The sequence below is a fragment of the Mycobacterium sp. pUA109 genome, from assembly GCF_041287095.1.
Taxonomy (GTDB): Bacteria; Actinomycetota; Actinomycetes; order Mycobacteriales; family Mycobacteriaceae; genus Mycobacterium.
In genome coordinates, this window is record NZ_JBGGKS010000004.1 from 254,167 (window position 1) to 275,421 (window position 21,255).

Sequence of the window (21,255 nt, forward strand, 5' to 3'; positions counted from 1 at the left end):
TAGCCGCCGCTGTGGCATTGTCGGGGCGTTCCGGTACCAGCAGGGGCGGTTTCGTCCCGCCCTGTTGCCGCTGGGCGGGCGTCTCGCCAGGTAAGTAGCCACCCACCACACCGGCCGGACGTTGGGCTGGTGGCAAGGCGTCGACCCAAGCCCTGCAGTGTCGCAACGCGGAACACGACGACAGACATCGCAGCATCGCACCTTCGTGACGTTCCGCCACCACGGCCGCAGGCTCACCCGGTGCCGCCGGCTCATGCCACTCCGGGCGGCCGCGACAGGCCGCACCGGGCAACGCCGGCACGCCATCGAGCACCGCAGCCAACAGCGCAACCCAACCGGTCGGCGCAGCATCCTTACCGCTCATGCGACCGGCCGCCACTCGACTACTCCCGACGCCGCCGGGCAGCCTGGGGCGTGCCACACCTCGCCGAGCACCGCGCCGCCCGGCAACGGCGTCAACGACCCGGTAGCCGGACAATCGCTACACGCGCCGACGAGTCCAACGACCGGGCGGCCGGCTTCGATCGCGGCCAAGATCCGTTCCCCGGCCCGCCGCTGCTGTTCCGCGCGGCGACGCTCAGCGCGGTTCACGCGTCGCTCCGGACTGCGGCTGCGGGTGATTCCAACTTTGAAGGCTTAACGCACTGCTCGGTTGGTTTAGTGCGAGCGCGTGTGCGTCCTATAAACGCACTGACGCACTGACGCCACTGCGTTAACGCGCTGGCAACGCGGTGCAACGCACTGACGCACTGGGTGGCGTTGACAGTCATGCCGCGACCTCCCTCGCGCACTCCTCGTGTCGTGTCCCCTGCCCTGCGGCCAACGGGTGCCCGCACATCGAGCACGGCTGCGCGATCCGGTGAAGGGTGGCGTTGCGCTCCCCCGGCGCCTTTGCTGTCAATTCCCGGCGAGCGGCAAGTTTGAGCGCGGCACGGGTCGCCTTCTGCGTATGTTCGTCGGATACCGCGAACTCGACGGCGCGCCCACTCAAACCTTTACCGCCTGACCGCGCGTCCGCGGCAAGGACCGTGAGCACGGCCTGCAACGCTGCCTCGGTTTTCGCGTCACCGCGGGAGCCGTCCACATAGGTCAGGTGGCGGGTGGTCTCGTTGAAGGACAGGCGCCCTTCTGGGACGGTGACGTCGCGGCCGTACGCGGAGAAGAAGCGGGGGGAACTGGGGTCGTCGGCGTCCTCCCGAATGATCCGCCAATTCACGTCGGGCCAGTCCAGCAGCCGCGAGTCGCCGCGCGAACGCTCCCCTTGGTGCCCCATGTGGTGTATGAGCAGCGCATCGCGGATCCCGGCTGCCTCGAGCATCGCGTCGAACTGGACTAGGAACCGGCCGACGTCGCGGTTCTCATCGAGCCCGAATGCGTCGAGGATCGGGCGTAGGCAGTCCAGGATTAGGTAGTCGCAGCCGAGGTTGCGGAACCGTTGCGCCCACTCTGCCCGGCAGTCGTCGTCGAACAGATCGAACGATGCCAGCTTGCCGCGGAGCGTTACGACGTCGGCGAGTGCGTCTGTGTTGCGAATATTCTGGCGCCCGAGCCAGTCCTGCACCATGTACTCAGACAGCTCGTCGTCGATCAACACAACGTTATCGGCCGGTTTTGCAATGGCGAACCGGCCAAGAAAATCCTCACGGTCGACGAGTGATCGGATCAGGTTGCCCGTCAGCGTCGTTTTCCCGGCTTTGAATTGCGCCGCCAGGATCGTCCGCGCTTCGATCGGCGCTACCTGCTCAATGCGCCACCGCGTCGGCGGGCACGGCTGGGCAAGCAGCGCAGTCAATGAACGAACAGGAGGGTGTTCGACCTTCGGGCGATCTTCGGCGTCGACCAGCTTTTTCGCCGCCTTGTCGATGCGTAGCTGTAGGGCGCGGTTGCGGATAGCGGCGTCGAGTGCGTCTTTCGCGTCCTCGGTGGGCTGCCCCGCGTCGTCTGTTTCCATGAGTACATCGGGGTCGAAGTCGGTGCGGCCGTAGTCGGGCGGCGGCATTAACGCTTTCGCGGCAGCCGACATGTCGCCGCCGTGGTTGAGAACGGCGTAGGCGTGGAACTTGGTATAGCCGTGCGGGGATCCCGATGTCGTGACCTCGAAAGGCGTGTTTGGGCTGTATACGAACAGGCAGCCGTTTTTGATTGTTGCCGAGCAGTCCGACGTGTGGGTGGGGTGCAGCCAAATGGCGCCATCGGCGTCCGGGTCGGCGGTGCGGCATCGCCATCCGTGAGGCTCGAGGATATCCGCCCAGGTGTGTTCGGCTTTGTACCGTTCGGCTATCGACTCGCCGTCGTAGTCGGGCCTGGGGAACTGCACCACGTTGGCGATGGCCGGTTTGGGTGCTGGCGGCGGGTGCAGCGCATCGGCGGCGTCGAGGTGGGTCGCGGCCTCGGCCACAGTCAGGTCGTGCCCCGCCTCGTTGACAGTGAGTCGTACAGGGATCGGCTCGTCGATGTTTTTGTAGTTCACTGTGCCAGGTAGGCGGAGCACCCGCACCAAGTCCCATACGGGGTCGGGTTCTCCGGCGCCGTGTTTGGCCGCGACCTCGGTGACGATCCGACCGAACCGTTTGAGCAGTTGGGTGGCGTCTTTAGGTGTGAACCAGTCGTTGATGTCACCGCCGCGGATGGGCCAGTACAGGTGCACGCCGTGTCCCGAGTGGACGATCATTGACGGCGACCCGAATAAGTCGCCGAGGTTAGCGATGATGGCGGTCTGCTGCGCCTCGGTGGTGTTTTTGTCGTCTAGCTCGCAGTAGAGCGCCGCGAGGCGGGACGCGTCCTTCTCTTTGCCGCGCCCCGTTGTGGCATTTGTCGGGTTAACGCCGATCCAGTAGCAGGCTTGGTTGGTTGCATTGTCGACGGCGGCGCCGAGGTTGCGGGTGTCGATGATTCGGGATGTGAATTCCCCGCCTGGGCGTACCTGATGATTGACCGAAACGCGTTCGCCCGGCTGGTAGTTCAGGATGCGTGCGTAGGCTGCTATCTCGCTCATGCCGCACCGCCCGCCGCGCGGATCTGGCCGGCGCGTTGCGCTAGCCGTTCAAAGTTGGCTTGCGCGTTGGCGCCTGTGGCATAATGGTTTCTAGCTGCTTCGATGTGTTGGGCGCCCCAGTTCCGGCTGGGGCGTTCTTTTTTGTGTGCGCTCATGGGGCGCATCAGCTCCTTCGGGTGGTTGATGCCGCGGCCCGTCAATGACCTGAATTGGTCCCGCGGAGCTGGTTCGATGTGATGAATTGCGCTGCGGTCTAGGTGGTCATGCGTCCCCTTGCCCTGTGCAAGTGCTGTACTGTGCCCACCCGCCGGTGTTGCACGGGTTGATGATTTGGCCGACGCCGTCATCGGTGATTAAGCGCCCGTCGCCGGTGATGATCGTGGCCCTGGCCTTGTCCATCCATCGGGCATGACGTTCCTCGATTTCGTCGACGTCGACAGGCCACTCCCCAGCGGCGGAAAGTCCGAATCCGATACCCGTTGCATCGTCGAGTAGTTCGAATGTCTCGTCCATCCCGCATCTGCCACAGATCGGGATAGACCGGCACTCAGTGATACGCGACCCGGCGGGCCACTCCGGCATGGTCGGAAGCGGCCCCTGGCAGCGTGGGCAGCGTCCGCACTCGATGTCCTCGACGATGGCGTCGGCGTTGCCCTGCTCATCGGCGTCGGTATCGGAGAGCACTGTCGGGTGGAATGCGTGTGTGCCGGCGAATGTTTCGACGCTCACGCTGCACCGCCGGCGGGCGCCGCGTGGCCGGTTTCAAGCTCGGCCAACCATGCTTCTATGACGGTGCGTTTCCAGACGCGGCGGCGTCCGATTTTGAATGATGGCGGCCCGGAGCCGATGTGTGCCCAGTAGCGCCAGGTGGCTTGTGATGTGCCGGTTTTTGCCTCGAGGTCGGCGGCGGTCAGATATTCGCTCATGCAATCAATATTAACCAGCGCTGTTGGCCACAGCAAACGTTCTGTTTGTTGTCTACCAGGCATTTTTAGCTGACAGCAACTAGTGTCGCCTAGGGTAGTGCGAATATGTGCGCAGATGTGCGCAGATGTGCCGACACCGCCCTTTAGGTGTCGCCTGATGCCCGTTTGCCGGCCGTTTCCGCTCGTATACTTCGGCCATGACACGCAACCGCCGGGCCGGTGTCGAAGACCTCTGGACCCGCACCGTCACCACCAACGGCGCCACGCAGAAGGTAGACAGCGCCCGCGCTGGCCGCGGCAAGCGGTGGCGCGCACGATATGTCGACGACACCGGCCAGGAACACACCAAGGCGTTCGCCCGTAAAACCGACGCGCAGCGGTGGATCGACGAGGTTACAGCCGCGGTCGTCACCGGCCAGTACGTCGACCCCGGCGCCGGCCAGATCACGTTCCGCGACTACGCGGAACGCTGGCGCAAGATGCAAGTGCATCGACGCAACTCGGTCGCGCACGTCGAGACGATGCTGCGCCGGCACGCCTACCCGACTCTCGGCGATCGGCGGCTTTCGGAGATCCTGCCCAGCGATGTGCAGGCGTGGGTGAAAGGGTTGAAGCTGGCACCAGCCACGGTCGGCGTCGTCCACGGCCTGGTGTCCACGGTGATGAAAGCGGCGATCCGCGACCGGCGCATCATCGGCAACCCATGCGACGGCACGAAACTGCCCAAGGCCGAGCGCAAGAAGGTCATTCCGCTGCCTACCGAGCAGGTCGCCGCGATCCACGACGCGATGCCCCCGGAGCTGCGCGCACTGATCACACTCGCGGCCGGTACCGGGATGCGACAAGGCGAATGTTTCGGTCTCACCGTCGATCGAGTGCGTTTTCTGGAGCGCACCGTGAATGTGGACCGTCAACTTGTCACTGTGTCTGGGCATGGATCGAAGCTGGCGCCACCTAAGACGGCCGCCAGCAACCGGATCATTCCACTGCCGCAAGTGGTGGTTGACGCGCTGGCTGCCCATCTGGCTGAGTTCCCCGCCGTCGCCTTCACCGAGGGCGCCGAGCCAGTCGAGCTGGTGTTCACCTTGGCCGGTAAGCCGATCACGCGAGCGGTGTTCGGCCACCGATGGCGGGCGGCGACGGCGAAGCTAAAGTTGCCGCCCCGCTCCGGTCTGCATCTGCTCCGTCACTACTACGCCAGCTTGTTGATCCGGCACGGCGAAAGCGTCAAGACCGTGCAGTCCAGGCTCGGCCACGCCAGCGCCGTCGAAACGCTCGACACCTACAGCCACCTGTGGCCGGATTCCGACGACCGGACCCGCGACGCTATCGACTCGGTGCTCGGTTCTGCTGCGTACCCGCTGCGTACCGGGGGCGCCGCGACCACCTGAACTTGCAGGTCAACGACTCAGGGCGGACGAGCTGGCCTGTAAGCCGGATTCTGTTCCGCGCCGAGACGGCGCGGCGGCGACCATCCATCTGGACACACCGTCACCGGGTGCCTCAAGCGGCCTACCCGCAGGCTCGGGCGAGCAGCCCTCGAACGCCTGCGCGACCACACCCCCACTGCGGTCTTCTTGGCCTTGCTTCGGGTGGGGTTTACCAAGCCATCCCGGTCACCCGGGATGCTGGTGCGCTCTTACCGCACCGTTTCACCCTTACCACCGAAGTGGCGGTCTGTTTTCTGTGGCACTATCCCGCGAGTCACCTCGGATTGCTGTTAACAATCACCCCGCTCTGTGAAGTCCGGACTTTCCTCGACGCCCGCCCCGACCCGATCCCCCATCGGATCGGCCCGTGCGCCGCGGCCGCCCGGCCAACTCGTCCGCGCTGCTCACCGTACCCGCTGCTCGGTGCCCGTGTCATACTGCCGGGATGACCGAGTACCCACCGCTCGAGGGCGGCTACCCGCCCCCGGACGGCATTCCCGGCGGCTATCCCCCGCCCCCCGCTGGCTACCCGACGCCGAGTGGCTACCCGGCACCGGGCGGTTACCCGACGCCCGGCGGGTACGCGGCGCCCGGCTATCCGGCCCCCGGCGGCTACCCGGGCGGGTACCCGGCGCAGCCCTACTACGGTGCCCCGGTCGACCCCAGCGCCCCCTACGGACGCGACCCGGTCAGCGGCCAGCCGCTGTCGGACAAGTCCAAGGTCACCGCGGGCCTGCTGCAGCTGTTCCTGGGCGGGTTCGGCGCCGGCCGGTTCTACCTGGGCTCCAATGCAATCGCCATCGGCCAGTTGATCACCTGGTTCCTCGGCTTCGTGTTGATGTTCCTCTTCGGCATCGGCCTCCTGGTGTGGGCCGGCCTGGGGATTTGGGCGCTGGTCGACGCCATCATGATTTTCACCGGTTCGGTGCGCGACCAGTACGGCCGGCCGCTACGCTCCTAACCGCCGTGACCCGCTGGCAAGAGCGCGTCGACGCCGGGGACTGGGACACCATCGCCGCCGATATCGGCGCGCACGGCGGGACGCTGCTGCCCCGGCTGCTCACCGCCGCCGAGTCGGCGCGGCTGCGCCGGCTCTACACCGACGACACCAAGTTCCGGGCCACCGTGGACATGGAGCGGCACCGCTACGGCGCCGGGCAGTACCGGTACTTCGCCGCGCCGAACCCGGATCCGATCGATCAGCTCAAACGCGCGCTGTATCCGCGGCTGCTGCCGATCGCCCGGGACTGGTGGACCAAGCTGGGCCGCCACGCCCCGTGGCCGGACAGCCTCGAGGACTGGCTGGCCCACTGCCACGCCGCCGGCCAGCACAAATCCACCGCCCTGATGCTGCACTACGGCGCCGGCGACTGGAACGCGCTGCACCGAGACCTCTACGGCGAGTTGGTGTTTCCGCTGCAGGTGGTGATCAACCTGAGCGAGCCGGACACCGACTACACCGGCGGCGAGTTCCTGCTGGTCGAGCAGCGGGCCCGGGCCCAATCCCGCGGCACCGCCACCCAGATCCCGCACGGCCACGGCTACCTGTTCACCACCCGGGACCGTCCGGTGCGTTCGACGCGCGGCTGGTCAGCCGCCGCGGTGCGCCACGGGGTGTCCACCGTGCATTCCGGGGAGCGCTTCACGCTGGGCCTGATCTTCCACGACGCCGCGTAGCCGCTGAGCGGTTGCGCCGCAACACGAACACGTTGTCGGCCAACGTGCCCACCTGCCCGTCGGGTCCGACGGCCTGGCGGTCGGCGCGTTCGGCCCGCAGCCGAGTCCAGTGCGCATCGTCCAGCCGCAACGCCGCCAGCACGCCGTCGATGGTGGGGAATTCGTGATCCCGGGCGTGGTCTGCGGCCCAGGGCGGCGCGGCCGCATGATCGACGATCAGCAGCGTCCCGCCCACCGTCACCGCGTCGGCGGCCCGGCGCAGCACCGTCGCGCGGTCCAGGCGCGCCGTGGAATGCAGGAACTGCGCCGACACCAGATCGAAGCGGCCCGCCGGGAAGCTGTCGGATAGGTCGTGGCGCGCAAAGTCGATGCGCGCGAGGACGTTCCGCTCCACCGCGGCCGCGCGGGCCCGCTGCAGCGCCCGGGTCGAGACGTCGACGGCGAGCACCTGCCAGCCCTGCTCGGCCAGCCAGACGGCGTCGCCGCCCTCCCCGCACCCCAGGTCGAGGGCGCGGCCGGGCGGCAGCGCGGCGGCGACCTCGACCAGCCGGGCGTTGGCCCGCCCGCTCCACACCCGTTCGTGCTCGGCGTAGAACTGTTCCCAGAATTCGCGGGCGTCCTGCCCAGGCTCAGCCATCGACCTTCACTCCTTCGACGCCCCGCGCACACGGCGGGCCGTAATCGTCCCTGCACCCGAGCTTGCCGCCACCCCCGAAACGCTGGCAAGCTTTTTTGCTATGCAGGCAAAAACCCCCGAGGACGACGGCGTCGACCAGCGGGTACGGCGACGGCTGCGCGAGTTACGCACCCAGCAGGGTCTGACCCTGGAGGACATCGCCGGCCGCGCCGGCATCGACGTGTCGACGTTGAGCCGGCTGGAATCGGGCAAGCGCCGCTTGGCGTTAGACCACCTGCCCCGGCTGGCCGAGGCGCTGTCGGTCAGCACCGACGACCTGTTGCGCGCGCCCGAGCAGCTCGACCCGCGGGTCCGCGGCACCGCGCACACCCATCACGGCATCACCTACTGGCCGCTGACCCGGCACGGTCCCGCCGGCGGGTTGCACGCCTTCAAGATCCGGATCAGCGCCCGGCGCCGGCGCCCCGACGAGCTGCCCGTGCACGAAGGCCAGGAGTGGCTGTATCTGCTGTCCGGCCGGCTGCGACTGGTGCTGGGCGACAAGGATTTCCTCATCCACCCCGGGGAGGCGGTGGAGTTTTCCACCTGGACCCCGCACTGGTTCGGCGCCGTCGGCGCCGCGGCCGAGGCCATCGTGATCTTCGGCGCGCACGGCGAACGCCTGCACCTGCACGACTGAACGCGGTTACAGGTAGGCCGTCTGGTTCACCAGCCGCACCGACGATCCCCCGTCCGGGTAGAACTCGGCGATGCTCAGCGACGCCAAATCCAAATGCAGCCGGTACAAAATGCCCGGCCCGGCGTCCAACGCCAGCCGCAGCACCGTCTTGATCGGCGTCACGTGCGACACCACCAGCACGGTGGATCCGCCGTGTTCGGTGATGATCCGGTTGCGGGCCCGACGCACCCGGCGCTGCACGGCATCGAAACTCTCCCCGCCCGGCGGCGTGGTGGCGGTGTCGCGCAGCCAGCGCCCATGCAGCTCCGGATCCCGTTCGGCGGCTTCGGCGAACGTCAACCCCTCCCAGGCGCCGAAATCGGTCTCGGTCAGGTCCTCGTCGACGGTCACGTCCAGGCTCAGCGCCTTGGCCGCCGCCGTCGCGGTGTCATAGCAGCGCTGCAGCGGGGAACTGATCACCGCGGCGATGCCGCCGCGCTGCGCCAAATACCGGGCCGCCGCATCGGCCTGCCGCCAACCCAGTTCGGTCAGCGCCGGGTTGCCGCGCCCGGAATAACGGCGCTGCACCGACAGCTCGGTCTGCCCGTGCCGCAACAGCAGCAGCCGGGTCGGGGTGCCCTGCGCGCCGGTCCAGCCCGGCGCGGCGGGGCTGGACGGCTTTTTCGCGGCCGCGGTCGGCTCGGCGACCTCGGCGGCGGCGTCCATCGCCTCGTTGGCCAACCGGTCGGCGTAGGAGTTGCGTTCCCGCGGAATCCAGCGGTAGCTGATCCGCTCGAATCCCGCGGCCAACTCCCTTGCCTGCCCGTGCAGCGTCACCAGGTCGGGGTGTTTGACCTTCCACCGGCCCGACATCTGTTCGACGACCAGCTTGGAGTCCATCGACACCGCGACCTCGGTGGCGCCCAGCCGCGCGGCCTCGGCCAGACCCGCGATCAGCCCCCGATATTCGGCGACGTTGTTGGTGGCCCGGCCGATCGCCTGCTTGCTTTCGGCCAGCACCGTGGCCCGGTCGGCCGACCACACCACCGACCCGTACCCGGCCGGCCCCGGGTTGCCCCGCGACCCGCCGTCGGCCTCGACGATCACCTTCACCGGCCGGACCCCTTGACCCGCAACAGGATCGCGCCGCACTCCGGGCAGCGCAGCACGTCGTCCTCGGCGGCCGCCGAGATCCGGGCCAGCTCACCGCGGTCGATCTCGATCCGGCACGCCCCGCACCGCTGCCCTTGCAGCGGGCCGGCGCCCGGGCCACCGGCGGCGCGCTGCCGCTCATACAGCGCGACCAGGTCGGCGTCCAGGGCGGCGGTCAGCTCGTCGCGGCGCGCCAGCCGCTGCCCGCGGGTCGCTTCGATCTCGGCCGCCGCGGTGTCACGGGCCTGCTGCGCCGCGGTCAGTTCGACCTGCAGCCCGTCGACGGCCGCCAGCTCGGCGGCCTGCAGGTCCTGCAGCTCTTCGCGACGCTCCATCACCTCCAGCAGCGAGTCCTCCAGCGCGCCTTGGCGGCGGCGCAGCGTCTCCAGCTCGTGCTGCAGATCCGACAGCTGCTTGGCGTTGGTGGCCCCCGATTCCAGCAGCGCGGTGTCCCGGTTCTCCCGCTGCCGCACCGCGTCGATCTCCGACTCGAACCGCGACACCTGGGTGTCCAAGTCCTCCAACGCGATCCGCACCGCCCCCAGCCGGTCGCTGGCGGCCAGGTGCTCGGCCTGGATCCGCTCGAAGTCCTGCTGCTCGGCCAGATGCGCGGCCCGGTGCGCCAGCCGGGACAGCTCCGCGTCCAGCTCCGCCAGATCGAGCAGTGACCGTTGTTGTGCCACTTCAGCTTTCATGGCTGCCCTCCAGATTCCACGGATCGGTACGGATGGTGCAGACCCGCACCGGAAGCGCTGCGCCGAACTCGGAGCGCACCACCTCCGCCGCCTGGTGGCACCACGGGAACTCGCTGGCCCAGTGCGCGACGTCCACCAACGCTACCGGCGAGGCCCGGCGGTGCTCGTCGGCCGGGTGGTGACGCAGGTCGGCGGTCACGTAGGCCTGCACGTCGGCGCCGGCCGCGGCGGCCAGCAGCGAATCACCGGCACCGCCGCACACCGCCACCCGCGACACCGGCCGGTCCGGATCGCCGGCGGCGCGCACCCCCCACGCGGTGGCCGGCAGCCCGGCGGCCACCCGGGCGACGAAGTCGCGCAGCGGCTCGGGCCGCGGCAGGGCGCCGACGCGGCCCAACCCGACGTCGGCGGGCGGGGGCTGCAACGCGAAGACGTCGAAGGCCGGCTCCTCGTAGGGGTGCGCGGCCCGCAGCGCCGCCAACACCGCTGCCCGTGACGCCGCCGGCGCGACCACCTCCACCCGGTCCTCGGTCACCTGCTCGACGGCGCCGCGCCGCCCGATGGCCGGCGACGCCGCGTCGCCCGGCAGGAACTGCCCGACGCCGGTGACGCTCCAGCTGCACTGCGCATAGTCGCCGATGTGCCCGGCCCCGGCGGCGAACACCCCGGCCCGCACCGCGTCGGCGTGCTCGACCGGCACGTAGATCACCCACTTGTCCAGCTCGGGGGTCGCCGGCCGCGGCTCCAGCACCGCCTGCACGGTCAGCCCCAGCGCGTCGGCCAGCGCGTCGGACACCCCGGGGCGCGCCGAGTCGGCGTTGGTGTGGGCGGTGAACAGCGAACGCCCGGACCGGATCAGCCGGTGCACCAGCGCCCCCTTGGGGGTACTGGTGGCGACGGTGTCGACACCCCGCAACAGCAGCGGATGATGCGCCAGCAGCAGGCCGCGCTCGGGCACCTCGTCGACCACCGCCCCGGTGGCGTCCACCGCGACGGTCACCGAGTCCACCGGCTCGTCGGGGTCCCCGCACACCAGGCCCACCGAATCCCACGGTTGCGCCAGCCCCGGCGGGTAGGCCGCCTCCAGCACACCGATCACCTCGGCCAGGCGGACGCTCACAGCACCTCCGCGATGGCATCCACCAGCACCGGCCACTCGGGGCGCACCGCGACCCGCAGATACTGCCCGTCCAGGCCGATGAACGTGTCACAGCGGCGCACCGCAATCTCCTTCACCTGCAGGTGTTTTCGCATCAGCTCCGCGTCCGGGACCCGGCACAGCACAAACGGCGCACGGCCGTCGACCACCTCGACCCCCACCGATTGCAGGCCGGCCACCAGCTGCGCGCGCAGCGCCGCCAACCGCTGCGCGTCGGCGGCGGCCTGGGTCACCGCGGCCGGCGCGCAACAGGCCGCGATCGCCGCCAGCTGCAAGGTGCCCAGCGGCCAGTGCGCCCGCCGCGCGGTCAACCGGGCGAGCAATTCGGGGGCGCCCAGCGCGTACCCGACCCGCAGCCCGGCCAGCGACCAGGTCTTGGTCAGGCTGCGCAGCACCACCACATCCGGCAGCGACAGGCCGGCCAGCGACTCCGGCTCGCCGGGCACCGCGTCGGCGAACGCCTCGTCGACCACCAGGATGCGACCCGGGCGGCGCAACGCCAGGATCTGGTCGCGGCGGTGCAGCACCCCGGTCGGATTGGTCGGGTTCCCGACCACCACCAGGTCGGCCGCGTCGGGCACCGCCGCGCCGGCCAGCGCAAACGGCGCCGGCAGCACCACGTGGCGCACCGGCACCCCGGCCGCGGTCAGCGCGGCTTCCGGTTCGGTGAACGACGGCGCGATCAGCGCCGCCAGCCTCGGGCCCAGGTTGGGCAGCAGCGCGAAGCCCTCGCTGGCCCCGGCCAGCGGCGCCACCTCGGCGCGGGGCCGGGCGTGCCGGTCGGCGACCGCCTGCGCGGCGGCCCGCTCGTCGTCGCCGCTGGGATAGCGGGCCAGGTCGGGCAGCCGGGCCGCCAGCGCTTCCAGCAGCCAGTCCGGCGGTCGGCGGTGGCGGACGTTGACCGCGAAGTCCAGCATGCCGGGTTGCGCGGCCTGATCACCGTGGTAGCGCGCCGCCGCCCGCGGGATCGGCCCGCTCGGATCCAGACTCGCCACCCGTCAAACAGTAGTGCGCCACCGCGGCGCACCAGTGGGCACATCGGGAACAATGGGACCGTGAGCCGCACCCCGCAGCTGGTGATCTTCGACCTGGACGGCACCTTGACCGATTCGGCGTCCGGGATCGTGGCCAGCTTCCGCCACGCCCTGCAGCACGTCGGCGCCGCCGTGCCCGACGGTGACCTGGCCGCCACCCTGGTCGGCCCGCCGATGCATCACACCCTGGCCGGCCTGGGGTTGGGTGAGCGCACCGAGGCCGCGGTCGCCGCCTACCGAGCCGACTACACCAGCCGCGGCTGGGCGATGAACAGCGTGTTCGACGGGATCGCGCCGCTGCTGGCCGATCTGCGGGCCGCCGGGGTGCGGCTGGCGGTGGCCACCTCCAAAGCCGAGCCGACCGCGCGGCGCATCCTGGCCCATTTCGGGCTGGACGACCATTTCGAGGTGGTCGCCGGGGCCAGCGTCGACGGGGCCCGCGCGGCCAAGGCCGACGTGCTGGCGCACGCGCTGGCCCAGCTGGCCCCGCTGCCCGAGCGGGTGCTGATGGTCGGTGACCGCGCCCACGACGTGGCCGGCGCCGCCTGCCACGGCATCGACACGGTGGTGGTCGGCTGGGGATACGGGCAGGCCGATTTCGCCGACGGGGGGCACCACGCGGTGACCCACGTGGCCAGCGTCGCCGAACTGCGGGAGGTGCTCGGTGTCTGAACGGCTGCACATCACCTTCGTGTGCACCGGCAACATCTGCCGCTCGCCGATGGCGGAGAAGATGTTCGCCGCCCAGATCGCCGACCGCGGGCTGGGCGACGCGGTGCGGGTCACCAGCGCGGGCACCGGCGACTGGCACGTCGGCAGCTGCGCCGACGAGCGCGCCGCCCGGGTGCTGCGCGCCCACGGCTACCGCCCCGATCACCACGCCGCCCAGGTCAGCGCCGAGCACCTGTCCGCCGATTTGGTGGTGGCGTTGGGCCGCAACCACGTTCGGCTGCTGCACCAGTTGGGTGTCGACGCCGACCGGGTGCGGATGCTGCGTTCCTTCGATCCCCGCTCCGGCGCGCACGCCCTCGACGTCGAGGACCCCTACTACGGCGATCAGGCCGATTTCGAAGAGGTGTTCACCGTCATCGACGCCGCCCTGCCCGGCCTGCACGCCTGGGTCGATGAACGATTGTCGGGGAACGGGCAACGCTGATGCGGCGCTGGGCTTTTCTGCTGCGGCCGGGCTGGCTGGCCCTGGCCGTGGTGGTGGCCGCGTTCGCCTACCTGTGTTTCACCGTGCTGGCGCCGTGGCAGCTGGGCAAGAACACCCGGACCTCCCGGGAGAACAGCCAGATCGAGCATTCCCTGACCGCCGACCCGGTGCCGGTGACAGCGCTGCTGCCGCACCAGGATTCGTCGGCGCCGGACGCGCAGTGGCAACGGGTCACCGCCGTCGGGCACTACCTGACCGACAAACAGGTGTTGGTGCGGCTGCAGCCGGTCGACGGCAACCCGGCGTTTAAGGTGCTGGCCCCGTTCGCTGTCGATCACGGCCCGACGGTGCTGGTCAACCGCGGCTACGTGCGGCCCGAGCAGGGGTCGCGGGTGCCGCCGATCCCGCCGCCGCCGGCCGGGACGGTGACGCTCACCGCGCGGCTGCGCGACTCCGAGGCGCCCGGCAAGGACCCGCTCGTCGCCGACGGCTTCACCCAGGTGTATTCCCTCAACGTCGGGCAGGTGGCCGCGCTGACCGGGGTGCCGCTGGCCGGGTCGTACCTGCAGCTGGTCGACGATCAGCCCGGCGGGCTGGGCGTGATCGGGTTGCCGCACCTGGACTCCGGGCCGTTCCTGTCCTACGGCATTCAGTGGATCGCGTTCGGGATCATCGCGCCGCTGGGGTTGGGCTACTTCGTGTTCTCCGAGGTCCGCGCCCGCCGACTGGAACGAGCGGCCGAGGCCGCGCCCGCCGCGCCGATGACCGTCGAGGAGAAACTCGCCGACCGCTACGGCCGGCGCCGGTAAGCCACCGCCACCGCCAGCGCGGCGGCCACCGCCTGCACCACTCGGGACAGCCGCACCGCGCGGCGCAGATCGGCCACCGCCGGGGCGGGCCCGTCACCCAGGGTGGGTCGCGCCTGCACCTCGTGCCGGTAGGCGGTCGGCCCGCCCACCGTCACGCCCAGCGCGCCGGCGAACGCCGCCTCCACCACCCCGGCGTTGGGGCTGGGATGGCCCGCGGCGTCGCGGCGCCACGCCCGCACCGCCCGGGTCGCCGATCCGCCCACCGTCGGGGCGCAGGCCACCACCAGCGCCGCGGTCAGCCGCGCCGCCGCGTAGTTGGCCAGGTCATCCAATCGTGCTGCCGCCCACCCGAATCGGGCATACCGCGGGGACCGGTGGCCGATCATCGCGTCCAGCGTGTTGATGGCCCGGTAGGCCAGCGCGGCCGGCGGCCCGCCGGCCGCCGCCCACAGCAGCGGCGCCACCTGCGCGTCGGAGGTGTTCTCCGCCACCGATTCCAGCGCCGCCCGAATCAGCCCGACCTGGTCCAGTGCCGCCGGGTCGCGGCCGCACAGCGACGGCAGCAGCGCGCGGGCCGCCGCCAGGTCGTCGCGGCCCAACAGCTGCGCCATGTCCGCCCCGGTGCGGGTCAGCGAGCTGCCGCCCAGCACCACCCAGGTCGCCGCACCGGTGGCGGCGGCCGCGCCCAGCGGACCGGCCCGTCTGGCGCCGCGCTGGGCCAGCGCGCCCAGCGCGCCCACCGCGGCGACCAGCACCCCGGTGTGCACCGCACCGGCCAGCCGGGTGTCGCGGTAGCTGAGGTTCTCCAGGGCCGCGGCCGCGGTGCCGAACCCGGCGACCGGGTGGCCGCGGGCCGGATCGCCCCAGGCGAGGTCGGCCAGGTAGCCGACCAGCACGCCTGCCGCCCGAGTGCCCCGAGTGCTCCGCGTCGGCCCCAACACTCCGGCATACTCGCATCCATGGAGCAGCCTCGATGACGCGGCCCGCCACCCGGGTAGTCGACCTGCTGAACCCGGCGGCGGCGTTGCTGCCGGCGGCCAACGTGATCATGCAGCTGGCGTTGCCCGGGGTCGGCTACGGGGTGCAGGAAAGCCGGGTGGACAGCGGCAACGTCTACAAGCATCCGTTCAAACGGGCCCGCACCACCGGCACCTACCTGGCGGTGGCGACCATCGGCACCGACGCCGACCGGGCGCTGTTCCGCGCCGCGGTGGACACCGCGCATCGGCAGGTGCGCTCCACCCGAGAAAGCCCGGTGTCCTACAACGCCTTCGACCCCAAGCTGCAGCTGTGGGTGGCGGCCTGCCTGTACCGGTATTTCCTCGACCAGCAGGAGTTTCTGCACGGCCCGCTGGATGACGCCGCCGCCGACGCCGTGTACACCGACGCCAAACGGCTGGGCACCACGCTGCAGGTGCGCGACGACATGTGGCCGGCGGACCGGGTGGCGTTCGACGAGTACTGGAAACGCATACTCGACGAGCTGCGCATCGACCCGCCGGTGCGCGAACATCTGCGTGGGGTGGCGTCGATGGTGTTCCTGCCCTGGCCGCTGCGGCTGGCCGGCGGCTTCAACCTGTTCGCCACCACCGGCTTTTTGTCCCCGCAGTTCCGTGCGCTGATGCTGCTGGACTGGTCGCCCGCCCAGCAGCGCCGCTTCGAATGGCTGCTGACCGGGTTGCGGCTGGCCGACCGGCTGATCCCGCACCAGGCCTGGATCCTGGGTTATCGGGTTTACCTGTGGGACATGCGGTTCCGGGCCCGACGCGGCCTCCGGGTGGTGTAAACGGCGCGGTATGGACCCAATCGTGACCGCGCGGACCGAACGCGCCCGCCGGCTGCCGGTGCTGGCCTGGCGTTTTGGCGAGCCGCGGCTGTGCATCGCGTCGGGCCCACTGGGCGGCGGCATCGGCGCGCGGGACTGGGTGCTCAACGCCACGGTGCCGCTGGATTACGACCGGCGCGACCCCGACCGCCACCTGCGCGAGATCGGCGCCGCACTGGGCCTGCCCGGTGACGGCACCGGTCTGCTCACCGCGGTCGACGTCACCCGCCATCACCTGTCCGCCGACGACGGGGTGCATGCCGCCGCCACCGTCGGGCTGTCCAGCCCGGCCTGGGCGGCCGCCCCCGACGGGCATTTCCGCCGGGAACTGCCGTCCGGCACGGCGACGACGGTGTTCGCCGACTACCGGGCCGTCGACTACCCGGTGGGCACGATCAACATCGTGGTAGCAGTGCCGATGCGGCTATCGGACGCGGCGCTGGTCAACGCGGTGGCCACCGCCACCGAAGCCAAAGTGCAGGCGCTGCACCAGGCCGGGGTGGCCGCCACCGGAACCGCCTCGGACGCCGTCGTCGTGCACTGCCCGACGCCGGGGGCGGCCGAACCCTACGGCGGGCCGCGTTCGATGTTCGGTGCCCGGATCGCGCGCGCCGTGCACACCGCGGTGTTGGCCGGCAGCCGGTGCTGGATCGCCACGCATCGGGGCGCACCGTTACGGTGAGCCGGTGAGCGTCGCCGGCCTGGTCCTCGGCATCATCGGCACGGTCTTGGCCGTGGCGGCGCTGACCTGGCACATCGTGGCGTTCCTGCGGCAGAACGCCCGACCCAAGCTGGCGCCGCTGGTCGGTGTCCGCACCGAATCGGGGCTGTATTTCGGGGGCCAGATCAGCGAGCCGAGCATCAAGGCCATGGTCGACGCGGCCGCCGAACTGCCCGGACAACTGGTGATCGGGGTCGAGGTCACCAACGCGGGCCGGGCCCCGTTGCGGGTGTCGCAGTGGACGGTGCGCGCCGACCCGTCGGACATCTCGGTGCAGCCGGCCGGGTCGGCGGAGCTGAGCCCGGTGCCGGCGCCGTGCGAGGTGCCGGCCGGTGAAACCTGCACGTTCCTCACCGATCTGGACACGGTGCGGACGCTGGTTGCCCAGATTGAGCAGCCGCAGCAGATCCGCTTCGTGGTGGGCGGCGGCGGACGACGATACCGGTCCAAGCCGGTCGATGCCGCCGTGCTGGCGATCGAACCGGAAGTGCGCGCGGACGGTATCGGACCGCCGACCGCTGGTGCGTAACGCCGCGGACTCAGCGGGTGCGCGCGGCGGTGCCGTTGTCGGGCGCCGATAGCGGTGTTGCGACACCGTCCAACAGGACATCCACCACGGTGCCCACGGAAATCTGGCTTCCCGCAGGGTGTGTCGTGCGGGCCAAGACCTGTAACAGCAGACTGCCGATCATCGCGTCGGCGACCGCAACGCAGTCAGTGCCCGCGCCGATATGCCCCGCGGCGATGGCCTGGCGCAGTCGGGTCACCAGGCCGGCTTGCTGCGGTGCGCTCAACTGTTCATACAGCGCTTCGGTGTCCATCGGGCTGGCCGCGGCGGCGGCGATCAGCGCCCGGATCAGGCCGGCGTTCACCGGGTCGGCGATGAACTCGGCGTGCTCGGTCAGCCACACCTTCAGGTCCGCGCGCAGATCACCGGTGTCGGCGACGGCGAACGATCCGCCGCGGCCATACGCATCCAGAACCGCCTCGGCGACCAAGTCCGCCTTCGACGGCCACCGGCGATAGAGCGTCTTTTTGCTCACGCCGGCGCGAGCAGCCACGCTCTCCATGGCCAACTCGGCATACCCGCCACCGACGACCAGCTCACGTGCAGCGGCCAGGATCGTCGCGTGCAGGTGCGCATCGCGTGGCCTGCCGCCGCGTCCAGACGCCATGAGCCGAGCCTAATTCAGGCAATCGGACCCGCGGGGGCGGCGCGGCCGGTACCGTCCACTTGAGATATGACACGGTCCGTGTCGTAACTGCTGAGGTCAGAGCTGAAAGGACCCTGGTGAACGCTGACCCGATTGCCGCGCCAACAACCATCGATGACATCGGCCCGGCATGGGTGTCGAGCGTGCTCGCCACCGATCATCCGGGTGCGATCGTCGACTCGGTTGTCGTCGACTTCCGCGACGACGGCACCAACCGGCGGGCCCGGCTGGCCCTGACGTACTCCGCCGGCAGCGGTCCGGCCACGGTTTTCGTCAAGGCCGCCGATCCCGCCCATAAGGACTACATCCGGATGACCAGTGGGATGTTCCACGAGCCCCGGCTGTTCTCCGGGAACCTCGAACTGGGCATCGAACACCCCAAGGTTTATGCCGCGGTCATCGACGAGGAGGCCTACGACTTCATCCTGGTGATGGAAGACCTGGCCGCGCGCGGCGCCGACCCCCGCGACGCGCTGCGCCCGCTGACCGTGGAGCAGGCGGCTTCCGGTGTGCGCGCACTCGGCCGGTTGCACGGCCGGTTCTGGGATTACCGCAGCCGCACCCACCCGCACCTGACGTGGCTGGAACCGTTCGTGGCCTTCGACGGCCTGCAGTACGCGCCGTTGCCCTCGGCGTTGGAGCATCTGCAGCCCGACACCTGCGCCGAGGTGTTATCGCTGACCATCGACCAGCTCGTGGAAGCGGTGTGGAAGCCCTACATCTCGACGCTGACGGCCGCACCCACCACGCTGCTGCACGGTGATCCGCACATCGGCAACACCTACGTCACCGTGGACGGTGAACTGGGGTTCTTGGACTGGCAGGTCACCCGTCGCGGCAATTTCTCGCTGGACCTCGGGTACTTCCTGCAGGGCGCGCTGACCACCGAGGACCGGCGCAACCATGAACGAGCCTTGCTTGAGCAGTACCGCGACGCGTTGGCCTTGCCGGCCGCCGAACTGCCGAGCTCCGAGGACATCTGGCTGCGCTACCGCGCCTCCGTTGCCCACGGTTTGGCCCTGTGGCTGTGCACCGCAAGCGCTTCCGGTGGTCTGTGGCAGCGCGTCGAGGTCGCCGCGGCACTGGCCCAGCGCTACGCCTACGCCTTCGGCGATTTGGACTCGGCCTCGGCGATCGCCGCGATCACCGGATGATGGCGCCGCACCTGGCTTCGGGGACGTCTGAAACCTCGCAACGCCCTGAACTGGAGTTTTAATGGTGGGCGCGGACGGTATCGAACCGCCGACCGCTGGTGTGTAAAACCAGAGCTCTACCACTGAGCTACGCGCCCCTGCCTGGGGCAGGTTACCCGGCTGGGTCTCTAGCCCCCAAACCGTCGAGGTGCCGCGACGAGCGTGCGCAGAAACGGGTTTTCACCCGGCGCGTCGGCCGGGGACACGCACGCTCGCGCAAGAAGACCTCAACCCTGCAGGGCGGCGAGGGCGTTGAGCCACAGCTTTTGGTCGCGGGCCTCGCCGGGCTGCTTCATCTCGGCGAATTGGATCACCCCGGACCGATCGATCACGAAGGTGCCGCGGTTGGAGAAGCCGGTGTCGTCGTTGAACACGCCGTAGGCCTGGCTGACCGCGCCGTGCGGCCAGAAATCCGACAGCACCGGGAACAAAAACCCGCTCTCGATGGCCCAGATCTTGTGCGTCGGCGGCGGACCCACCGAGATCGCCAGCGCGACGCTGTCGTCGTTCTCGTAGTCGGGCAGGTGATCGCGCAACTGGTCCAGCTCGCCCTGGCAGATCCCGGTGAACGCCAACGGGAAGAACACCACCAGCACGTTCTTGTCGCCACGGTAGTCCGACAGCGTGACCGGCTGCTGATTCTGGTCGCGCAGGGTGAAGTCGGGGGCTTGGGTTCCGACGGTCAGCATCAGCGCTTGGCCGCCCGCGCCTTGGGCTGCACCAGTCGGCTGGCGCTCCAGTCGCCGAGGTTGACCGAGGAGGTCGGCATCAGGCCCGCGGTGGGCGCCGCCTCGGCGATCTCGGCGGGCTGCACGTGGCCGGGCCGGCCGGTCTTGGGGGTCAGCACCCAGATCACCCCGTCGTCGGCCAGCGCCGTGATGGCGTCCATCAGGGTGTCCACCAGGTCGCCGTCGCCGTCGCGCCACCACAGCAGCACCACGTCGACCACCTCGTCGGTGTCCTCGTCGAGCAGTTCACCGCCGCAGGCGTCCTCGACGTCGGCGCGGATGTCATCGTCGGTGTCCTCGTCCCAGCCCCACTCCTGGACAACCTGCTCTTTGCCGATGCCCAGTTTGCGGGCGTAGTTCGGGGCGTCATCCGCCGCCACCACCGTGGGACCTCCTCCTTCAACCGTCAACACATCGTGTGATCGGCATTATCGTTGCATAACCCGCGCACGTCCCGGGCTCAAGGAAACGGGCGGCACTGCTCGAAGCCCTGACCTTTGATTTGGTTCAGCTGATCTTTGCGCGAGTTGTACACCGAGATCGCTGCGTGGGTGGCGATCGCGTCGGCCACCGACCGGGCCGCGGCGATGTAGGAGTTGAACGTGTCGCGCATCCCCTGCGGCATCGCGTCGGTCATGGCGCCGGCGACCGCGTCGGCGCTGCGGTTGAGCGCGTCCACCGCCGGTCCCGACGTGCCGCCGGTGTCCCCGCCCTTGTTGTAGGCGTCGACCCAGTTGTTCGTCGCGGTGACGGCGTCCTCGCTGCTGCTGCGAAACGTCCCGCAGGCGCCGCTGATCGCCTGGGTGGTCAGCGACTGCTGGCGCTGCGACTCGCGGCTGCTGGAGGTGGCGGCCGACGCCGACAACGACTTGGACATCGAGGTCCGATACGCGGGGGCCGCGGAGGTGTCCACCGTCGCCGTCCCGGTGATGATGCTGGTGCATCCGACGATGCCCATCGCCAGCGCCGCGACCGACCCGAGCGCCAGGGCACCGCGCCGGCGCGACCACCGGAACCGAACCGGTGACCCAGCCGCGGAATCCCCCGATCCACCTCGCACTGCGGTACGCCCTCCGATCAGCACAAGCTGAGACGTTACCGGGTAGCGGGCCCTGTTCGGCCGGGTGGGCCAAATTTTGCCCGCCGGCACGGCCCCGCGGCGCAGCCGGTCGCGCCGATAGGGGACCATGTCAGACAGCAACAGCATTCCTTCGGCCACAAGCCGACAAGCCGTTGCCGACAAGTG

At 70.0% G+C, this 21,255-nt stretch carries 24 protein-coding genes, 1 tRNA gene and 1 other RNA gene; 11 read left to right on the top strand and 15 right to left on the bottom strand.

Annotation, left to right across the window (positions count from 1 at the left end):
- Positions 1–766: 766 nt before the first annotated feature.
- The 3 genes from ACAG26_RS06900 to ACAG26_RS06910 form a co-directional block, all read right to left on the bottom strand.
- Complete coding sequence (locus tag ACAG26_RS06900; protein WP_370480615.1) at positions 767–2,995, bottom strand: AAA family ATPase; 2,229 nt, start codon at positions 2,993–2,995, stop codon at positions 767–769.
- A 261-nt stretch (positions 2,996–3,256) separates the two neighbouring features.
- Positions 3,257–3,724, bottom strand: a complete 468-nt coding sequence (locus tag ACAG26_RS06905) for a hypothetical protein (RefSeq protein ID WP_370480616.1) — start codon at positions 3,722–3,724, stop codon at positions 3,257–3,259.
- On the bottom strand, positions 3,721–3,921 hold the full coding sequence (locus tag ACAG26_RS06910; RefSeq protein ID WP_370480617.1) for a helix-turn-helix transcriptional regulator: 201 nt from the start codon (positions 3,919–3,921) through the stop codon (positions 3,721–3,723). Before ACAG26_RS06910 ends, ACAG26_RS06905 begins: the two co-directional genes overlap by 4 nt.
- A gap of 197 nt (positions 3,922–4,118) precedes the next feature.
- Between ACAG26_RS06910 and ACAG26_RS06915 the strand changes: the two genes are divergently transcribed.
- Positions 4,119–5,312, top strand: coding sequence for a tyrosine-type recombinase/integrase (locus ACAG26_RS06915; RefSeq protein WP_370480618.1), 1,194 nt, complete (start codon positions 4,119–4,121; stop codon positions 5,310–5,312).
- Positions 5,313–5,335: 23 nt separating this feature from the next.
- Here the strand turns inward: ACAG26_RS06915 and rnpB are convergent.
- An RNA gene (gene rnpB, locus ACAG26_RS06920) (RNase P RNA component class A) lies at positions 5,336–5,745 on the bottom strand.
- Between the two features lie 51 nt (positions 5,746–5,796).
- Here rnpB and ACAG26_RS06925 point away from each other — a divergent pair.
- Together ACAG26_RS06925 and ACAG26_RS06930 are read left to right on the top strand one after the other, a co-directional pair.
- A complete protein-coding gene (locus tag ACAG26_RS06925; protein WP_370480619.1) occupies positions 5,797–6,312 on the top strand; it encodes a TM2 domain-containing protein in 516 nt (171 codons plus the stop codon).
- A 5-nt stretch (positions 6,313–6,317) separates the two neighbouring features.
- Positions 6,318–7,028, top strand: coding sequence for a 2OG-Fe(II) oxygenase (locus ACAG26_RS06930; RefSeq protein WP_370480620.1), 711 nt, complete (start codon positions 6,318–6,320; stop codon positions 7,026–7,028).
- On the opposite strand, the gene ACAG26_RS06935 is transcribed toward ACAG26_RS06930, so the two are convergent.
- Positions 6,994–7,665, bottom strand: coding sequence for a class I SAM-dependent methyltransferase (locus tag ACAG26_RS06935; RefSeq protein WP_370480621.1), 672 nt, complete (start codon positions 7,663–7,665; stop codon positions 6,994–6,996). The genes ACAG26_RS06930 and ACAG26_RS06935 overlap by 35 nt on opposite strands.
- A gap of 100 nt (positions 7,666–7,765) precedes the next feature.
- Here ACAG26_RS06935 and ACAG26_RS06940 point away from each other — a divergent pair, with 100 nt between their 5' ends.
- Positions 7,766–8,344: a helix-turn-helix domain-containing protein gene (locus tag ACAG26_RS06940; protein ID WP_370480622.1), complete on the top strand. Its 579-nt coding sequence runs from the start codon at positions 7,766–7,768 to the stop codon at positions 8,342–8,344.
- Between the two features lie 6 nt (positions 8,345–8,350).
- On the opposite strand, the gene ACAG26_RS06945 is transcribed toward ACAG26_RS06940, so the two are convergent.
- The 4 genes from ACAG26_RS06945 to cobC are packed head-to-tail and all read right to left on the bottom strand — an operon-like array spanning position 8,351 to position 12,324.
- Entirely contained in the window at positions 8,351–9,436 is a 1,086-nt protein-coding gene (locus tag ACAG26_RS06945; protein ID WP_370480623.1) for a bifunctional RNase H/acid phosphatase, read from the bottom strand.
- Entirely contained in the window at positions 9,433–10,170 is a 738-nt protein-coding gene (locus tag ACAG26_RS06950; RefSeq protein WP_370480624.1) for a zinc ribbon domain-containing protein, read from the bottom strand. The genes ACAG26_RS06945 and ACAG26_RS06950 overlap by 4 nt, the downstream gene beginning before the upstream one ends.
- On the bottom strand, positions 10,160–11,290 hold the full coding sequence (locus tag ACAG26_RS06955; protein ID WP_370480625.1) for a Nif3-like dinuclear metal center hexameric protein: 1,131 nt from the start codon (positions 11,288–11,290) through the stop codon (positions 10,160–10,162). The genes ACAG26_RS06950 and ACAG26_RS06955 overlap by 11 nt, the downstream gene beginning before the upstream one ends.
- Positions 11,287–12,324 (bottom strand): Rv2231c family pyridoxal phosphate-dependent protein CobC, encoded by a 1,038-nt coding sequence (cobC, locus tag ACAG26_RS06960; RefSeq protein WP_370480626.1) that lies wholly within the window; start codon positions 12,322–12,324, stop codon positions 11,287–11,289. Before cobC ends, ACAG26_RS06955 begins: the two co-directional genes overlap by 4 nt.
- A gap of 60 nt (positions 12,325–12,384) precedes the next feature.
- On the opposite strand from cobC, the gene ACAG26_RS06965 reads away from it, so the two are divergent.
- From ACAG26_RS06965 to ACAG26_RS06975, 3 genes are read left to right on the top strand one after another with little or no spacing between them, the layout of a single operon-like run.
- Entirely contained in the window at positions 12,385–13,035 is a 651-nt protein-coding gene (locus tag ACAG26_RS06965; protein WP_370480627.1) for an HAD-IA family hydrolase, read from the top strand.
- Complete coding sequence (locus tag ACAG26_RS06970) at positions 13,028–13,519, top strand: low molecular weight protein-tyrosine-phosphatase (RefSeq protein WP_370480628.1); 492 nt, start codon at positions 13,028–13,030, stop codon at positions 13,517–13,519. The genes ACAG26_RS06965 and ACAG26_RS06970 overlap by 8 nt, the downstream gene beginning before the upstream one ends.
- On the top strand, positions 13,519–14,328 hold the full coding sequence (locus ACAG26_RS06975) for an SURF1 family protein (protein WP_370480629.1): 810 nt from the start codon (positions 13,519–13,521) through the stop codon (positions 14,326–14,328). Before ACAG26_RS06970 ends, ACAG26_RS06975 begins: the two co-directional genes overlap by 1 nt.
- Here ACAG26_RS06975 and ACAG26_RS06980 read toward each other — a convergent pair.
- Complete coding sequence (locus ACAG26_RS06980) at positions 14,310–15,266, bottom strand: cobalamin biosynthesis protein (RefSeq protein WP_370480630.1); 957 nt, start codon at positions 15,264–15,266, stop codon at positions 14,310–14,312. The genes ACAG26_RS06975 and ACAG26_RS06980 overlap by 19 nt on opposite strands.
- 35 nt (positions 15,267–15,301) lie before the next feature.
- Here ACAG26_RS06980 and ACAG26_RS06985 point away from each other — a divergent pair, with 35 nt between their 5' ends.
- From ACAG26_RS06985 to ACAG26_RS06995, 3 genes are read left to right on the top strand one after another with little or no spacing between them, the layout of a single operon-like run.
- Positions 15,302–16,114, top strand: a complete 813-nt coding sequence (locus ACAG26_RS06985) for an oxygenase MpaB family protein (RefSeq protein ID WP_370480631.1) — start codon at positions 15,302–15,304, stop codon at positions 16,112–16,114.
- A 10-nt stretch (positions 16,115–16,124) separates the two neighbouring features.
- Positions 16,125–16,835 carry an adenosylcobinamide amidohydrolase gene (locus ACAG26_RS06990; RefSeq protein ID WP_370480632.1) on the top strand — a complete coding sequence of 237 codons (711 nt, stop codon included), beginning with the start codon at positions 16,125–16,127 and terminating at the stop codon, positions 16,833–16,835.
- A 4-nt stretch (positions 16,836–16,839) separates the two neighbouring features.
- On the top strand, positions 16,840–17,403 hold the full coding sequence (locus tag ACAG26_RS06995) for a hypothetical protein (protein ID WP_370480633.1): 564 nt from the start codon (positions 16,840–16,842) through the stop codon (positions 17,401–17,403).
- 10 nt (positions 17,404–17,413) lie between these two features.
- On the opposite strand, the gene ACAG26_RS07000 is transcribed toward ACAG26_RS06995, so the two are convergent.
- Entirely contained in the window at positions 17,414–18,049 is a 636-nt protein-coding gene (locus ACAG26_RS07000; RefSeq protein WP_370480634.1) for a TetR/AcrR family transcriptional regulator, read from the bottom strand.
- Positions 18,050–18,165: 116 nt separating this feature from the next.
- Here ACAG26_RS07000 and ACAG26_RS07005 point away from each other — a divergent pair, with 116 nt between their 5' ends.
- On the top strand, positions 18,166–19,242 hold the full coding sequence (locus ACAG26_RS07005; RefSeq protein ID WP_370480635.1) for a phosphotransferase: 1,077 nt from the start codon (positions 18,166–18,168) through the stop codon (positions 19,240–19,242).
- Between the two features lie 62 nt (positions 19,243–19,304).
- On the opposite strand, the gene ACAG26_RS07010 is transcribed toward ACAG26_RS07005, so the two are convergent.
- From ACAG26_RS07010 to ACAG26_RS07025, 4 genes are all read right to left on the bottom strand, one after another.
- A tRNA-Val gene (locus ACAG26_RS07010) sits at positions 19,305–19,379 on the bottom strand.
- 129 nt (positions 19,380–19,508) lie between these two features.
- Positions 19,509–19,970, bottom strand: coding sequence for a peroxiredoxin (locus ACAG26_RS07015; RefSeq protein ID WP_370480636.1), 462 nt, complete (start codon positions 19,968–19,970; stop codon positions 19,509–19,511).
- On the bottom strand, positions 19,970–20,392 hold the full coding sequence (locus ACAG26_RS07020; protein WP_370480637.1) for a DUF3052 domain-containing protein: 423 nt from the start codon (positions 20,390–20,392) through the stop codon (positions 19,970–19,972). Before ACAG26_RS07020 ends, ACAG26_RS07015 begins: the two co-directional genes overlap by 1 nt.
- A gap of 77 nt (positions 20,393–20,469) precedes the next feature.
- On the bottom strand, positions 20,470–21,093 hold the full coding sequence (locus ACAG26_RS07025) for a hypothetical protein (RefSeq protein WP_370480638.1): 624 nt from the start codon (positions 21,091–21,093) through the stop codon (positions 20,470–20,472).
- Positions 21,094–21,255 lie beyond the last annotated feature (162 nt).

Bases quoted from the DNA above. Each gene is read 5' to 3' on its own strand.
- ACAG26_RS06900 (WP_370480615.1), bottom strand. From the start codon at position 2,995: ATGAGCGAGATAGCAGCCTACGCACGCATCCTGAACTACCAGCCGGGC.
- ACAG26_RS06910 (WP_370480617.1), bottom strand. From the start codon at position 3,921: ATGAGCGAATATCTGACCGCCGCCGACCTCGAGGCAAAAACCGGCACA.
- ACAG26_RS06915 (WP_370480618.1), top strand. From the start codon at position 4,119: ATGACACGCAACCGCCGGGCCGGTGTCGAAGACCTCTGGACCCGCACC.
- ACAG26_RS06925 (WP_370480619.1), top strand. From the start codon at position 5,797: ATGACCGAGTACCCACCGCTCGAGGGCGGCTACCCGCCCCCGGACGGC.
- ACAG26_RS06935 (WP_370480621.1), bottom strand. From the start codon at position 7,665: ATGGCTGAGCCTGGGCAGGACGCCCGCGAATTCTGGGAACAGTTCTAC.
- ACAG26_RS06940 (WP_370480622.1), top strand. From the start codon at position 7,766: ATGCAGGCAAAAACCCCCGAGGACGACGGCGTCGACCAGCGGGTACGG.
- ACAG26_RS06950 (WP_370480624.1), bottom strand. From the start codon at position 10,170: ATGAAAGCTGAAGTGGCACAACAACGGTCACTGCTCGATCTGGCGGAG.
- ACAG26_RS06975 (WP_370480629.1), top strand. From the start codon at position 13,519: ATGCGGCGCTGGGCTTTTCTGCTGCGGCCGGGCTGGCTGGCCCTGGCC.
- ACAG26_RS06985 (WP_370480631.1), top strand. From the start codon at position 15,302: ATGACGCGGCCCGCCACCCGGGTAGTCGACCTGCTGAACCCGGCGGCG.
- ACAG26_RS06990 (WP_370480632.1), top strand. From the start codon at position 16,125: ATGGACCCAATCGTGACCGCGCGGACCGAACGCGCCCGCCGGCTGCCG.
- ACAG26_RS07000 (WP_370480634.1), bottom strand. From the start codon at position 18,049: ATGGCGTCTGGACGCGGCGGCAGGCCACGCGATGCGCACCTGCACGCG.
- ACAG26_RS07015 (WP_370480636.1), bottom strand. From the start codon at position 19,970: ATGCTGACCGTCGGAACCCAAGCCCCCGACTTCACCCTGCGCGACCAG.